Origin of the sequence: Neotamlana sargassicola, from assembly GCF_020523965.1 — a bacterium.
GTDB lineage: Bacteria > Bacteroidota > Bacteroidia > Flavobacteriales > Flavobacteriaceae > Neotamlana > Neotamlana sargassicola.
The window spans coordinates 354,466-369,362 of record NZ_JAJAPX010000003.1; the positions used below are offsets into that span (position 1 = coordinate 354,466).

Consider the following 14,897-nt stretch of genomic DNA (forward strand, 5'->3'; position numbering starts at 1 on the left):
ATGGTTCCAATAACAGAAGCAATTAATAGTGGTTTATGGCTTTATTGTGAATATGAAGGCTATAACGAAATTATTAAATTTAGAATAAAAATTAATTCATTTAGAAAGTTAAACCTATCTGAAATAGATAATCCCGATAAAATAGAGATGTTAGATAGTGATGCTAATCTTATGCTAATGGAAGTTGATGTTGTAAATCTTGTTAAAGAAACCAAAAACTCAGATAAGTTAGTTGGGAATTTAATATTAACTGATCAAGATGAATTTAATTTTCCTATTTTTTCTGATGTGCATTTATGTTGGGGTTCAAATTTTGCTAAAAAATCAAGGTTAAATAGATTTTTTTCAGAACAATTAATTCCAAAGATAAAAACAAAAGGCTCTTTAATTTTTCAATTACCAGACGATGATGATGCAGTATATACTATTGGAGTCAAAAATAATGGTATAGTTCAAGAAGTTTAAAAATGTCAAGTAAATTTAATATAGACTCTTTTGAAAAACTTACAGAAGCTGCAAACTTTTATATTGAAGAATCCTTTAAGTATATTAATGATATTTTTACTAAAGATTTAGAAAAGTTAATACTTTCTGAACAACTAAAAAATGTAGAATTTAGTGAAGAAGATTTAAAATATATAGAGGAAGCAAATATTCCGAAAGAAACTATACCATATTTAAGAAGTGAAAAAAGATTAGTTCAATTTCTTTCAATAGAAGCATTAAAAAAAATTGCAAAAGCACATAAAGATACTAAAGATATTGCCTCTAATAATAATAAAAAAAGAATTCCAAAAAAACACATAATAAACTGTATTCAAATATTAGGACATATTTCAAATTTAGCTTTGTTTTTAGAAGCACTTACTAATCGTCACTTATTGTTTTTAAATCATAATGGTATCATTGATAATTTTGTGTATAACCAATTATCAGAAGGGAAAATTCTCAATATTATAATTTTTATATGCAGAGATGAATTAAAAAATGGAAATATTAAGATAGATTTTATTAAACACTTGTTTATGCATAGAAATAAAGTTGTTCATCATACTCCAAAAAATGCTAATGAATTAAAAGTAAAAATTGAAGACTTATTTCAAATATGGAATCAAGTCATTAAACTTATTCTATTTTATGAGAAAAATGAAAAGTTTAATGAAAATAAATTTTCACACAAAATTAAATTAGAGAAAGAGATTATCGAAGATACTTGGTTTAATTAATTAACTAAATTTTCATTTTGACCTCATAAAATTTTGGTTCAAACAATAGGTGAGTGGAGCGACCATATTTTAGTGGTTTAGTTATAAATTTACTTGGTATTTCTTTGTTTTATACCATTTTATCTTGTAATCTTGGTTATTTACAATGTTTCCTAAGATATAGTGTAATGAACCGTTAATTGTTTACAAAGTTTTATGCAGTCTTGATTTTTTTGTTTCTTTTTTTTAGTAAGAAAAAAAGATAAATAAAGAACAGTTTCTATTTTACATAATATTAGAAGTGCCAATTGAAAGAATATTGCTAATGCAAGTGAGAATAAAGCAAGTGTACAGAAATTTTTAAGCTTTGATTTTATTAAACAATCGAGCGTTTGGTAGCGGCAATTTTACATAAAGGCAAATTATAGCTACAAATGATTTCTTTTTAAGATATAATTCCAAATCCACGAGAATTGAATATTTCAAATTTTCTTGACCCAAGTACAGAATATCGTAAAGAATATATACAATTTCTAGGATATTCTACATAATATAGAATTATAGGTTACAAATAGATATACCATTTATAAACTAAATAATAACTTTTGTAATATAATTTATATTATGTAAAATAGAAAATTTCAAATACCACTATTCCAGAATAAAAAAGAATTATAATTAATCTATATGTAAAACCATAAACTAAATGTAATTTTGTTTTAAAATTACAAACATGTTTTCATTTAAAAATATATTTCGTTTAGTGGCGTTTTTAGAAGGCGTTTCATACATTTTATTATTATTTATTGCTACACCAATAAAATACATATCTGGAAATCCTGAATATGTAAAACTTTTAGGGATGCCTCATGGTATTTTATTTATGCTTTATGTGGTTTTTGCCATCATGCTTAAAAAAGATTATAACTGGACGAACAAACAATTATTTATTGTTCTTATTGCTTCCGTAATTCCTTTTGGTACGTTCTACATCGATTTTAAATACTTGAAAACAGTAACAAAATAATGACTTCTTTCAGACATTTTTTTTACGATATTTTAGTAGCTAATGGCATTTCCGAGAATGCTGCTTCTTACCTAAATATGTTTATTTTACTATTGGTTTTAATAGTTGTTGTTGCTATTACAGATTATGTTTTAAAACGTATTTTAATAGTATCGTTTAATAAATTTGCAACGCAGTCTAAAACCAATTTCGACGATTTACTTATCACCAATAAAGTACCTAGAAATGTAGCGCATATTATTCCTTTAATAATAACAATACAATACTTTCCGGTGGTATTTTCAGATTTTCCAAATTTTGAAGCGCCTGTAGAAAAAGCTTTAAAAGTTTTTGGTATTGTTTTGGTTTTATGGATTGCGCGAAGCCTGTTAAACTCCATAAAAGATTATTTAAAAACCTTACCACGTTTTAAAGACAAACCAATTGCAAGTTACATACAAGTATTCATGATTTTTGCTTGGTTAGCTGGAATTATGTCTGCTATTGCCATTGTAACTGGTATCCCGTTTTTACAATTTTTAACTGGTTTAGGTGCTATTTCGGCAGTTATTTTATTGGTTTTTAAAGATACTATTTTAGGTTTTGTAGCTAGTATTCAGGTTTCTATAAACGACATGGTTCGTATTGGCGACTGGATTACTTTTGAAAAATATGGTGCCGATGGTGATGTTATAGAAATTACACTGGCAACTGTAAAAGTGCAAAACTTCGATAAAACCATTACCACCATTCCTACCTATGCCCTAATTTCCGATTCGTTTAAAAACTGGCGAGGCATGACGAGCTCTGGTGGACGACGCATAAAACGCGCGCTCATTTTAAAACAAACTAGTATTAACTATTTAAACGATGCTGAAGTTGAAAGCTTAAAAAAAATACAGCTAATCACCGATTATTTGGTGCAGCGTCAAGACGATATTAATCAGTTTAATAGCTCTAAAAATATTGATAAATCGGTTTTAATTAACGGAAGAAATCTTACGAATTTAGGTGTTTTTAGGAAGTATGTTGATGCTTATTTAAATCAGCATTCTGCAATTAATAAAGATATGACCATTATGGTCCGCCAATTAGCACCAACTACTCAAGGTATTCCTTTAGAAATTTACGCCTTTAGTTCAGATAAACGTTGGGCAAATTACGAATATATTATGGCCGATATTTTCGATCATTTAATAGCGGCACTACCCTATTTTAATTTAGAGGTTTTTGAGTTGCCTTCCAGTTTTAAATAATGTTCTCGATACAATTCCTCGTACCTCGTAATCACTCGAACTGACGTTATTTTAAGCTCAAAAGTTATCAAAATCGTCACTTCGAGTGAATTTATGCAGCCAAAGCGAAGTAAATTAGTATCGAGAAGCATCTTTAGTTTTTATTTATTAATTAAATACGTTCTCGATACAATTCCTCGTACCTCGTAATCACTCGAACTGACGATACGTTAAGTTCAAAAGTTATCAAAATCGTCCATTCGAGTGAATTTACGCAGCCAAAGCGAAGTAAATTAGTATCGAGAAGCTTTTTTAGTTTTTTACTAATAGGTAAATACGTTCTCGATACAATTCCTCGTGCCTCAAAAGCACTCGAATTGACGTTACGCTAAATTTAAAAGTGATAAATCTATAAAATAAAAAGACTATCTAAAATTAAGTATAGATAGTCTTTTATATTACAATGCGATGAATATATTATTTACTTAGCTCCCCACTCTTTTAAAGATTCCTCATTCATTTTTACATAATCGGCGTTTCCTGCTTTTTTAGCTCCTTCTAAAGATAGTTTAGCAGCTTCAATAGCTCCTTTTTTATCGCCGGCTTTAGCATAAATTAAAGCTTTACGTCTTAAAAACCAAAACGGTGTTTTGTCACCCGTTTTTTCAACAGCTTTATCTATCCATTCTTTAGCTTTACTAATATCTTTCCCTTCATTTAAATAATATTGCGCTGCTAATTGATAATCGTTAGCACTTGGGCCAGCCATAACGGCTTCAATACTTTTTTCTACAGCTGCATCGGTTGGAACTCCAAGATTCACAGAAACATAAGTTTTCTCCCAAAGAAACTCCAAAGTTGCACTACTATTGCGCAAACTATTTAAATCAATAGTAAACGTTTCTACATTAAATGGTATAGGATAAACTTTACCAGTAACCTTTAAAGCTACCTTATCGGCATCTAACTCTGCTGGCGCACCACCTGCATTATATTCAGTATAAAAAATAATGTCCCAACTGTCTTTATTAGGTACAGACAAAATTGCATAAGTTCCAGCCTTTAATGGTTGTTCTGCAATAGTTACATCTGTACTAAAAGTAATTTTAGTTCTAGCATTTGCACCTGTACGCCAAAGTTTCCCGTAAGGCACTACATTACCAAAAATACTTCTGTCTTTTACTCCTGGTCTAGAATATTCTATGGTTACATCTGTTAAACCTACTTTTTGCTCTAGTTTACTAAACGGACTAGGAGCCGGTGTTTTAATTTGTGCGTTGGTTCCAATACTAAAGGCAATAGCAAGTAACGCTAGTAATAGTTTTTTCATTTTTTAGTTCAATTTTAATGTTAAAGTATCTTCCATAAAATTACACATACACAGGTTTGAAAATGTTAACAAAAGCCTAAAATATTGTTTCAATTACTCAATTTCATTCTTCATTAAACTAATTTTGTTTAACTTTTATGGTAATAAATTAAACAATTTGTATATTTGTATAAAATCAATGTTATGGCAAAAAAGAAAACAATAAATAAAAATGATATCATATCACTTTACATGGATTATGTTTTAGAGCATAACGAAAACCCTAAAACCATTTATGCTTTTTGTAAAGCCAATAGTTTTAATGAAAGTGATTTTTACAACTACTTTGCTTCATTTGAAGCGATTGAAAAAGGTGTTTTTGAAGCTTTTTACACTAATACAATAAATATTTTAGATAAAAGTGATGATTACAAAAATTTTGATGCAAGAAACAAACTATTAAGTTTCTATTTCACGTTTTTCGAAATATTAACTAGCAATCGCAGTTACGTAGTTTATGTTTTAAACGATTATAAGAATAAAATGAAAGGCTTAAAAAAGTTAATGCCTTTAAAAAAACATTTTACGCACTACATACAAAGTTTAAATATTGAAACTTTAGACTTCAAGCAGGAAAAGCTTGAAAAATTAAAAAACAAAACCTTAGAGGAATCTGCTTGGGTACAACTTATTTTAACCATAGAGTTTTGGTTAAACGATACTTCTTCAGCTTTTGAAAAAACAGATATTTTTATTGAAAAATCTGTTAACACTAGCTTTGATGTATTAAACGTTTCGCCCTTAAAAAGCGTAGTAGATTTTGGTAAATTCTTGTATAAAGAAAAATTTCAATTTAACAACTAAAGCCTTATGAATACCATAGATAAAATACCTACTTCAAAAATACAACGTGCCACAAAATTGGTTTCTACAGGAGCGAAAGTTGGCGTTAATTATTTAAAATATTACGGAGATAAAATAGTGTCATCTGAAGCTGATGCTAAAGAGCGACTCAATAAAAATAATGCTTCAGATATTTATGATGGTTTAAAACAGTTAAAAGGTAGTGCTTTAAAAGTGGCACAAATGCTTAGCATGGAAAAAAGCATTTTACCACAGGCCTATGTTGAAAAATTTTCGTTATCACAATTTTCTGTACCACCATTATCGCCTCCTCTAGTTATAAAAACATTTAAAAAATATTTTGGCAAATCGCCAGACGAATTATACGATACTTTTAATGCAACTTCTGTAAACGCTGCTAGTATTGGCCAAGTGCATACTGCAGTTAAAGATGGGAAAAAACTTGCTGTGAAAATTCAATATCCAGGAGTTGCAGAAAGTATTGCTACAGATTTGGCTATGGTTAAACCTATTGCCATGAGCATGTTTAATATTAAAGGTAAAGATTCCGATAAATATTTTAAAGAAGTTGAAAACAAATTAGTTGAAGAAACTAATTACGTTCTTGAAATTAAACAAAGTCAAGAAATGGCTTCTGCTTGTGCCAATATTCCGAACTTAAAATTCCCTGATTATTATCCAGAATTATCTACAGACCGTATAATTACAATGGACTATATGGAGGGCGAACATTTATCTGAATTTACTGCCAAAAACACCAATAAAAATCTATCAAATACTATAGGGCAAGCTTTATGGGATTTTTACATGTTTCAAATTCACAAGCTAAAAAAAGTACATGCCGATCCTCATCCTGGAAATTTTTTAATTTCAAAAAACGGAGAACTAATCGCTTTAGACTTTGGTTGTATTAAACATATTCCACTAGATTTTTATGTACCATATTTTGAACTAGCAAAAAAGGAAAACATTGAAAATAGAGCTCTTTTTCAAGAAAAACTTTACGAATTAGAAATCATAAAACATGAAGATACTCTTGAAGAAAAACAGTTTTTCACAGCCATGTTTCATGAAATGCTAAGTTTATTTACACAACCTTTTCAAGTAGAAAATTTTGATTTTTCTGATGCTAATTTCTTTGGTAAAATAGCTGAATTAGGCGAAAAATACTCTAAAAACACCGAGTTGCGCAAAATGAATGGTAATCGAGGTTCAAAACACTTTATCTACATTAACCGTACATTTTTTGGACTGTATAATTTAATGTTCGATTTAAAAGCTGAAAACATTAAGATTAATAATTATTTGAGTTTGTAATGATTCATTATAAAAAAACAGACATAGAAAAACTACCTCATATTTATAAAATAAACCTTATAAATAGTTGTTCTGGATATAAATCGGCTAATTTAATAGGCACAAAATCTTCAGAAAACATTAATAATGTTGCTGTATTTAGCTCTGTAACTCACTTAGGTTCTGCTCCTGCCCTTTTAGGTTTTTTTTTACGTCCAACAACGGTTCCTAGAGACACCTACGCAAATATTAAAGAAACTGGGGTTTACACCATAAATCACATTTATAAAGATATTATAGAAGATGCACACCATACTTCTGCTAAATATGATGCATCGATTTCAGAATTCAATATAACTGCTTTACAACCTGAAGAAAAAAACAAGTTTCACGCGCCTTTTGTAAAAGGTTCACCTGTACAAATAGGTTTGAAATTTGTTGAAGAATATCACATAAAAGCAAATGATACTTTACTTATAGTTGGTGAAATTATAGATTTATACATTAACAATAATTTACAAGAAATTGATGGCTTTGTAAACCTTAGCAACGGTGAAGTTGCAGCTATTAATGGTCTTGATGGTTACGCTGTTGCAGATAAAAACAAACGCTTTTCTTACCAACGCCCTAAACACTAATACTCATGAAAATACTTGTTACTGGTGCAACGGGCTATATTGGCAAACGATTAATTCCTTTTTTAGTTAATAAAGGACACCATGTAATTTGTGTTGTTAGAGATAAACTACGCGCAGAAAAGTATTTTTTTGAAGAAGATTTAATATCTGTTGTTGAAGCAGATTTTTTAAAACCTGAAACTTTAGCAAACATTCCTGAAGACATTGATGTGGCTTACTATTTAATACACTCTATGTCTAATTCTTCAAAAAATTTTCAATCTTTAGAAGAAAAATGTGCTGTTAATTTTAAAAACCGTTTAGAGCAAACAAATACAAAACAAGTTATTTATTTAAGCGGCATAACAAACGAAGAACAACTCTCTAAACATCTTTTATCAAGAAAGAATGTTGAAGAAATATTACAATCCGAAGTATATGCTTTAACCATTTTTAAAGCGGGAATAATTGTGGGCAGCGGTAGTTCGTCATTCGAAATTATTAGAGATTTAGTAGAAAAACTACCGTTTATGATTGCCCCAAAATGGTTAAATACTAAAACACAGCCTATTGCTGTACGCGATGTTTTAAATTTTCTGTTTAAAGCAGCTGGAAAACGTAGTTTATTTAATAAATCGTACGATATTTTTGGTCCCGAAATATTAACATACAAACAAATGTTACTTCAATTTGCAGAAGTTAGGCAGTTAAAAAGATATATTTTAACGGTCCCAGTTATGACTGCTAAATTATCATCATATTGGCTGTATTTTGTGACTTCAACATCTTACAAATTAGCCTCTTCGTTAGTGGATAGTATGGGTGTGCAAATTATTGGTAAACCCAGCGATATAAATAACTTAATGAATATTTCGCCAATAGCATATAAAGAAGCGGTAACACTAGCTTTCGAAAAAATTGAACAAAACGGTATTATTTCCAGCTGGAAAGATTCTCTTGTAAGTAGCGGAAGGCTACGTAGTAATCTTCACAAATATGTTAATGTGCCTAGTTATGGGTGTTTTAAAGACTTTAAAAAACGATCTATTAAAAACACAGAACAAACACTAAATAAAATTTGGAGTATTGGTGGCGAAAACGGTTGGTATTATGGTAATTTTTTATGGCGTATTCGAGGTTATATCGATAAGCTTTTTGGTGGCATTGGCTTAAGAAGAGGCCGAACAAATCCCAACCAATTGGATGCAGGTGATGCGCTTGATTTTTGGCGTGTAATTTACGCAGATAAATCCAAACAAAAACTTTTACTATATGCCGAAATGCGACTACCAGGAGAGGCTTGGTTAGAGTTTAAAATTGAAAATAACATATTAAAACAAACAGCAACTTTTAGGCCTCGCGGCATTTGGGGCAGATTATACTGGTACAGCGTTTTACCATTTCATGGATTTATTTTTAATGGCATGATTAATAAACTCGCTAATGCCTAGAAACATTAAAAAACAACACTTACCAACCAAAATTTGCCCAGTGTGTAAGTTGCCTTTTTCATGGCGTAAAAAATGGCAATTAAACTGGGAAAATATAAAATATTGCAGTGAAAAATGCAGAAAGAACAAAACACTAGCCTAATTTGGTTTACTAATAATTTAAGAACACACGATAACTCAACTTTAACCAAAGCCATAGCAAATAGCAACCAAGTTATGGGGTTATATTGCTTTAATCCTAATCACTTTAAAACTGATGACTTTGGTTTTAAAAAAACTGAAAAATTTAGAGCTAAATTTCTAATTGAAACAATTACCGATTTAAAACAGAAACTTAGCCAATTAAATATTCCCCTTTTTGTTTACAACAAAAAACCAGAAGATATTATTCCTCAACTGGTTACTAAAAACAATATTAACAATATTTATTTACAGGATGAGTGGACGTATGAAGAAGTTGAAACCTTTAACAAAGTAAAAAGACAACTGCCAAAACATATAAAGTTTACAACAAGCTACAATCAGTTTTTATTCCACCCAGAAGATATACCGTTTACAATTAACCAACTGCCTAAAATATTTACTGAGTTTAGAAAAACTTGCGAAAAATCTGTTCGCGTAAGGCCAGAAATTATTACTCCAACTAATCAAGCGAAAAATTTGCTCATAAAAAACGAAACTATAGTTCCAACGCTGTCAGACTTAGGTTTCGAAGATTTTGAACAACACACAAATACTGCATTTCCCTTTAAAGGAGGAGAAACCGAAGCTTTAAACCGATTGCAAGACTATTTTTTCAATACCAAAAAATTAGGTTTTTATAAAAAAACGCGTAATGGTTTATTAGGAAAAGACTTTAGTTCTAAATTTTCTCCTTGGTTAGCAAATGGCAGTATTTCAGCAAAACATGTTTATTATAAAGTTAAACAATTCGAAAATTTATATTTTAAAAACGATTCTACATATTGGTTAGTATTTGAATTAATTTGGCGAGATTATTTTAAGTACGTTTCCATGAAATTTGGAAATCAAATCTTCAAAATTGATGGCATTCTAAACAATAAATACACTTGGATAAATAATCAAGAAGAAATAAACAACTGGATTAATGGTAAAACACCAGAACCATTTGTTAATGCCAACATGATTGAACTTAAAAAAACCGGTTGGATGAGTAATCGTGGGCGCCAAAACGTAGCAAGTTATTTTGCAAAGTCTATGAACCTCGATTGGCGCATTGGCGCAGCGTATTTTGAAAGCCTTTTATTAGACTACGATGTGCACAGTAACTATGGTAACTGGATGTACGTTGCAGGTGTTGGCAACGACCCAAGAGACAGAAAATTTAACGTAAAACTTCAAGCAGAACGTTACGACAGCAACGGGAAATACCAACGTTTGTGGTTGCAAGACACTTTATTTTAAAACAACTTTATGTCAGTCTCAGCGTAGTCTAAGACAAAAAATGAATTCATGAAAACATTAAGGCTTATACTCGGCGATCAATTAAACAGTAAACATAGTTGGTACAAAACCAACAATAAAAACGTAATATACTGTATGTTCGAGATGCGTCAAGAAACGGATTACGTTACACATCATATTCAAAAAATAATAGGATTTTTTGCCGCAATGCGCGAGTTTTCAAATCATTTAAAAAACAATCACTTTAATGTAGAATATTTCACACTAAACAATAAAAACAATACCCAAAACCTAATTTCAAACCTAAAATTACTAATCAATAAACACAATATTGAAAAGTTTGAATATCAATTACCCGATGAGTACCGATTAGACCAACAATTATCAAGCTTTTGTGAAAATTTAGAAATTGAATCCGAAGCCTTTACAACCGAACATTTTTATACGAGCCGCAATGATTTAAAAGACTTTTTTAAAGGAAAAAAGCAATATTTAATGGAGAACTTTTACCGCAATATGCGTAAAAAACACAACATTTTAATGGTTGGAAATCAACCAGAGGGTGGCAAATGGAACTATGATAAAAGTAACCGAAACAAATGGAATGGCGAACATAATATACCCAATTATAAATATTTTAAAAATGATGTTTCAGAGATTGTTGAACTAATAAAAAACAGCAATATTAAAACTATTGGCAACTTTAACACCAAAACCTTTAATTACCCTTTTACCCGACAGCAAGCACTTGAACAATTAAAATACTTTTGCGAAGAACTATTAATTCATTTTGGCGACTACCAAGATGCCATGCATACCAACGAAATATACTTATTTCACTCCCGACTATCGTTTGCAATTAACCTTAAACTAATTTCCGGAAAAAATGTAGTTAATACGGTAATAAACTATTGGAAAAAACATAACGAAGAAATACATATTAGCCAAGTTGAAGGCTTTATACGCCAAATAATTGGCTGGCGCGAGTATATGCGAGGTATGTATTGGGCATTAATGCCTGATTACAAAAATGAGAACCACCTAAAAAACACCAATAAACTTCCCGAGTTCTATTGGACGGGCAACACAAAAATGAATTGTCTAAAAAATGCGATCACCAACAGTTTAGACAATAGTTATGCACACCACATACAACGCTTAATGGTAACCGGTAATTTTGCGTTGTTAGCACAAATTAATCCAGATGATGTAGATGCGTGGTATTTAGGAATTTATATTGATGCATTAGAATGGGTACAACTCCCAAATACAAGAGGCATGAGTCAGTACGCCGATGGCGGCAAAATAGCTACAAAACCCTACGTATCAAGCGGAAGCTATATAAATAAAATGAGTAACTACTGCAGTAATTGCCACTACAGTAATAAAGAAAAACTAGGCGAAAAAGCATGCCCGTTTAATAGTTTATACTGGAATTTTTTAGATGATAAACGCAGCATTTTAGGTAATAATCGCCGTATGAGAATGATGTATAGTTTGTTGGACAAAATGAACAAAGATCAACTAGAAAAAATAAAAAAACGAGCCCAAAGCATTATAAAACACCCAGATCATTTTTAATGAAACAAAACCTAAGCATAGTTTGGTTTAAGCGAGATCTTCGTTTACAAGATAACGAAGCCATAACTAACGCCATAAACACAAACCAAAACGTGCTTTTACTTTATACTTTTGAAAACTTTTTATTACAGGACAAACACTACAGTAAGCGACATTGGGATTTCATAAAACAATCGCTACAAGATCTTAATAATCAACTTAATTCATATAATTCTAAAATTTTAATAGTTAATAATTCTATTAATAACACAATACAGCAACTTCACGAAAAATTTAATATCACACATATATTTTCGCATATGGAAACTGGTATTCTTTCAACTTATAAAAGAGATATCGCTTTCGCGGAATTTTGCCAAACACAAAATATAAAATGGATAGAAAATAAAAACAATGGCGTAAAACGAGCTATAAGCAACCGCAATAATTGGTTTGAAGATTGGAATACTTTTATGATGCAACCGGAATTTAAATTTCAACCAAAAACCAATCAATTATTAAGTATAGCTTCAGTTGAAACTTTAGAACAAAAATTTAAAACCATACAAACAGAAACAATTCACAATAAAAACCTACAAAAAGGAGGCTCCACAACAGGTTTAAAATATATGGAGTCTTTCTTCAACAAAAGATATAAAAACTACATGTTTCACATATCAAAACCCCTGGAAGCTCGAACTGGCTGTAGCAGATTATCGCCATATATTGCTTGGGGCAACTTATCTGTTAAGCAAGTATTAAAAGCAGCCAACTTAAAAAAAGAACAAGAAAAAAATAAACGCCATTTAAATGCTTTTATATCTCGATTGCGCTGGCAAGCTCATTTTATTCAAAAATTTGAAATGGAGCATAGCATGGAATTTAAAAGTATTAATAAAGGATATCATCAATTAATTAAACCTGTAAATATAGAATTTCAAAATGCTTGGAAAACAGGTAAAACAGGTTTTCCTTTGGTAGATGCTTGTATGCGCTGTTTAAACACAACTGGATACTTAAATTTTAGAATGCGTGCACTAGTAGTTTCGTTCTTTACTCATAATTTATGGCAGCCTTGGCAAGATTTAAGCGAGCACTTAGCTAGTTTATTTCTCGATTTCGAACCAGGCATTCATTATCCACAAATACAAATGCAGGCCGGTGAAACTGGAATTAATATGCTACGCATATACAACCCCTTAAAAAATAGCATAGAACATGATCCTCAAGCAGAATTTATAAAAAAATGGGTGCCAGAATTACAACATCTAGAAACACCCTTTATACACAACCCAAGCCAAATAACATATTTTGATTCGCAAATTAGTGGTTTTAAATTAGGTTACCACTACCCTAACCCAATTGTTAACGAAAACCAATCTAGAAAAAAAGCAAGCCAAATTTTATGGAATTTAAAAGACGATACACTTGTAAAAAAAGAAAGTTTAAGAATACTAAAAAGGCACACCATAAAGAATAGAAATAGATTATTAAGAAATGAATAAATTTAACTTATGAAGCATAAGCAAATAATATGTTAATTTTGTTTAACTTTTAATATTAAAACTTAAACATTTACTATATTTGATTAGAGTTATTACGATATGATTTTAGACACAACATACAATAACAAGGAAAACACAATTTTAATTGAAAATTTAGTAGGCAGATCGTTTACATTGTTTGAAGCTTTTAAAATTAAAGGTATAGGTTCTAAAAGAATGATTATTGAAGATGTTAGTGAAAACTTGAAACTGTATTTAAACAAAGTTTCAGATATTAATTATGCTAATATCGAGTTACGCACAAAAGGGGTTTTAATTTATATAAACAAGGGGTTGCAAAATTTCACATGGGCAATCCCTTATTACCAATTAGTTATTTACAAAACTAAAACCACTAGTATTCATGCTCAGGGTAATTACATACGCTTCAAAATGAATAAAACTTTAAAGGAAAACAAAACGTTTTTCAAAAAACTAATAAGTGAAAAATTAAAATATAATCAAAAATATAGCGCGCCTTCACTATGAATTTTTCAATTAGAGAAATAGACAGAATTATAGAAATGGCATGGGAAGACCGCACTACTTTTGAAGCAATAAAATTTCAATTTGGCATATCTGAACAAGAAGTTATTAACCTAATGCGTAAACAAATGAAACCTAAAAGCTTCAAAATGTGGCGTAAACGAGTAAGTGGAAGAAAAACTAAACATGAAAAGCTAAGAACATTTGTTAGTGGGCGCTTTAAATGTAGTAGACAGAAACAAATAACAAGTAATAAAATTTCGAAACGTTAAACAAAAATTATATTAATTATGGACTTAATAGAAAGAGCTTTAGAGTTTGAAAAAAGAAAAATGAAATCATTATCTACCAGCGATCGTGTAAAAATTTCAAGAGAAGCAAAAGCATTAATACTAGACTTAAACCAGATTTATAAGAAGAAAAAAGACGAAAAAATTATGGATATAATGAAGCGTCTTACGGCAATAAAAAGAAAAGTTGAAAAACGACTAAAAGGAGCTCCACTTACAGCATAAGTTTAAATAAACGTGGGAAAAAGATATTTTTTAGTAGTAATTATTAAAATTCTGCCAATATTTCCATATTAAAATTTGTAATTTCACACAATTTAGTATATTGCGAAATTGTTAAAATGTATTGGTTTTTAAATCAATATGCGAAATTAGAGAAAATATGGAGATTATTGATCGTGCTTTAGAATTCGAACAACGCAAACACACTTTTAAAACAACAAGTGAGCGCATAGAATCGTCTAGAGAAGTTAAAAGCTTAATTTTAGATTTAAACACTATTTATAAAAAGGAAAAAGATCCAAAAATCATGGATTTAATGAAGCGTTTAACTGAAATTAAACAAAAAATTGAAAAAAGGCTAAAGGGCAGGCCTTAAAAAATAAATGC

17 protein-coding genes are annotated in these 14,897 nt (G+C 30.1%); 16 read left to right on the plus strand and 1 reads right to left on the minus strand.

What is annotated here, in order from left to right; genetic code table 11:
* The 4 genes from LG651_RS09435 (at position 1) to LG651_RS09450 (ending at position 3,467) form a co-directional block, all read left to right on the plus strand.
* Complete coding sequence (locus LG651_RS09435) at positions 1 to 465, plus strand: hypothetical protein (RefSeq protein WP_226695885.1); 465 nt, start codon at positions 1 to 3, stop codon at positions 463 to 465.
* A 2-nt stretch (positions 466 to 467) separates the two neighbouring features.
* On the plus strand, positions 468 to 1,226 hold the full coding sequence (locus tag LG651_RS09440; RefSeq protein ID WP_226695886.1) for a hypothetical protein: 759 nt from the start codon (positions 468 to 470) through the stop codon (positions 1,224 to 1,226).
* A 712-nt stretch (positions 1,227 to 1,938) separates the two neighbouring features.
* Complete coding sequence (locus tag LG651_RS09445; RefSeq protein ID WP_226695887.1) at positions 1,939 to 2,232, plus strand: DUF3817 domain-containing protein; 294 nt, start codon at positions 1,939 to 1,941, stop codon at positions 2,230 to 2,232.
* Positions 2,232 to 3,467, plus strand: a complete 1,236-nt coding sequence (locus tag LG651_RS09450) for a mechanosensitive ion channel family protein (protein ID WP_226695888.1) — start codon at positions 2,232 to 2,234, stop codon at positions 3,465 to 3,467. Before LG651_RS09445 ends, LG651_RS09450 begins: the two co-directional genes overlap by 1 nt.
* Positions 3,468 to 3,927: 460 nt before the next feature.
* On the opposite strand, the gene LG651_RS09455 is transcribed toward LG651_RS09450, so the two are convergent.
* Positions 3,928 to 4,776 carry a DUF2911 domain-containing protein gene (locus LG651_RS09455; protein ID WP_226695889.1) on the minus strand — a complete coding sequence of 283 codons (849 nt, stop codon included), beginning with the start codon at positions 4,774 to 4,776 and terminating at the stop codon, positions 3,928 to 3,930.
* 183 nt (positions 4,777 to 4,959) lie between these two features.
* Here LG651_RS09455 and LG651_RS09460 point away from each other — a divergent pair, with 183 nt between their 5' ends.
* The 12 genes from LG651_RS09460 (at position 4,960) to LG651_RS09515 (ending at position 14,886) form a co-directional block, all read left to right on the plus strand.
* Positions 4,960 to 5,619 carry a TetR family transcriptional regulator C-terminal domain-containing protein gene (locus LG651_RS09460; protein WP_226695890.1) on the plus strand — a complete coding sequence of 220 codons (660 nt, stop codon included), beginning with the start codon at positions 4,960 to 4,962 and terminating at the stop codon, positions 5,617 to 5,619.
* A 6-nt stretch (positions 5,620 to 5,625) separates the two neighbouring features.
* Positions 5,626 to 6,936, plus strand: coding sequence for an ABC1 kinase family protein (locus tag LG651_RS09465; RefSeq protein ID WP_226695891.1), 1,311 nt, complete (start codon positions 5,626 to 5,628; stop codon positions 6,934 to 6,936).
* Positions 6,936 to 7,553 (plus strand): flavin reductase family protein, encoded by a 618-nt coding sequence (locus LG651_RS09470; RefSeq protein ID WP_226695892.1) that lies wholly within the window; start codon positions 6,936 to 6,938, stop codon positions 7,551 to 7,553. Before LG651_RS09465 ends, LG651_RS09470 begins: the two co-directional genes overlap by 1 nt.
* A gap of 5 nt (positions 7,554 to 7,558) precedes the next feature.
* Positions 7,559 to 8,983: an SDR family oxidoreductase gene (locus tag LG651_RS09475; RefSeq protein WP_226695893.1), complete on the plus strand. Its 1,425-nt coding sequence runs from the start codon at positions 7,559 to 7,561 to the stop codon at positions 8,981 to 8,983.
* Positions 8,984 to 8,987: 4 nt separating this feature from the next.
* Positions 8,988 to 9,125, plus strand: coding sequence for a DUF2256 domain-containing protein (locus LG651_RS09480; protein ID WP_205618126.1), 138 nt, complete (start codon positions 8,988 to 8,990; stop codon positions 9,123 to 9,125).
* A complete protein-coding gene (locus LG651_RS09485) occupies positions 9,098 to 10,408 on the plus strand; it encodes a DASH family cryptochrome (protein WP_226695894.1) in 1,311 nt (436 codons plus the stop codon). Before LG651_RS09480 ends, LG651_RS09485 begins: the two co-directional genes overlap by 28 nt.
* Before the next feature lie 48 nt (positions 10,409 to 10,456).
* On the plus strand, positions 10,457 to 11,989 hold the full coding sequence (locus LG651_RS09490; RefSeq protein ID WP_226695895.1) for a cryptochrome/photolyase family protein: 1,533 nt from the start codon (positions 10,457 to 10,459) through the stop codon (positions 11,987 to 11,989).
* Positions 11,989 to 13,473 carry a cryptochrome/deoxyribodipyrimidine photo-lyase family protein gene (locus tag LG651_RS09495; RefSeq protein ID WP_226695896.1) on the plus strand — a complete coding sequence of 495 codons (1,485 nt, stop codon included), beginning with the start codon at positions 11,989 to 11,991 and terminating at the stop codon, positions 13,471 to 13,473. Before LG651_RS09490 ends, LG651_RS09495 begins: the two co-directional genes overlap by 1 nt.
* A 99-nt stretch (positions 13,474 to 13,572) precedes the next feature.
* Complete coding sequence (locus tag LG651_RS09500) at positions 13,573 to 14,001, plus strand: hypothetical protein (RefSeq protein ID WP_226695897.1); 429 nt, start codon at positions 13,573 to 13,575, stop codon at positions 13,999 to 14,001.
* Positions 13,998 to 14,270, plus strand: a complete 273-nt coding sequence (locus LG651_RS09505) for a TIGR03643 family protein (RefSeq protein WP_226695898.1) — start codon at positions 13,998 to 14,000, stop codon at positions 14,268 to 14,270. The genes LG651_RS09500 and LG651_RS09505 overlap by 4 nt, the downstream gene beginning before the upstream one ends.
* A gap of 18 nt (positions 14,271 to 14,288) precedes the next feature.
* On the plus strand, positions 14,289 to 14,513 hold the full coding sequence (locus LG651_RS09510; RefSeq protein WP_226695899.1) for a hypothetical protein: 225 nt from the start codon (positions 14,289 to 14,291) through the stop codon (positions 14,511 to 14,513).
* Positions 14,514 to 14,670: 157 nt separating this feature from the next.
* Positions 14,671 to 14,886: a hypothetical protein gene (locus LG651_RS09515; RefSeq protein ID WP_226695900.1), complete on the plus strand. Its 216-nt coding sequence runs from the start codon at positions 14,671 to 14,673 to the stop codon at positions 14,884 to 14,886.
* Positions 14,887 to 14,897 lie beyond the last annotated feature (11 nt).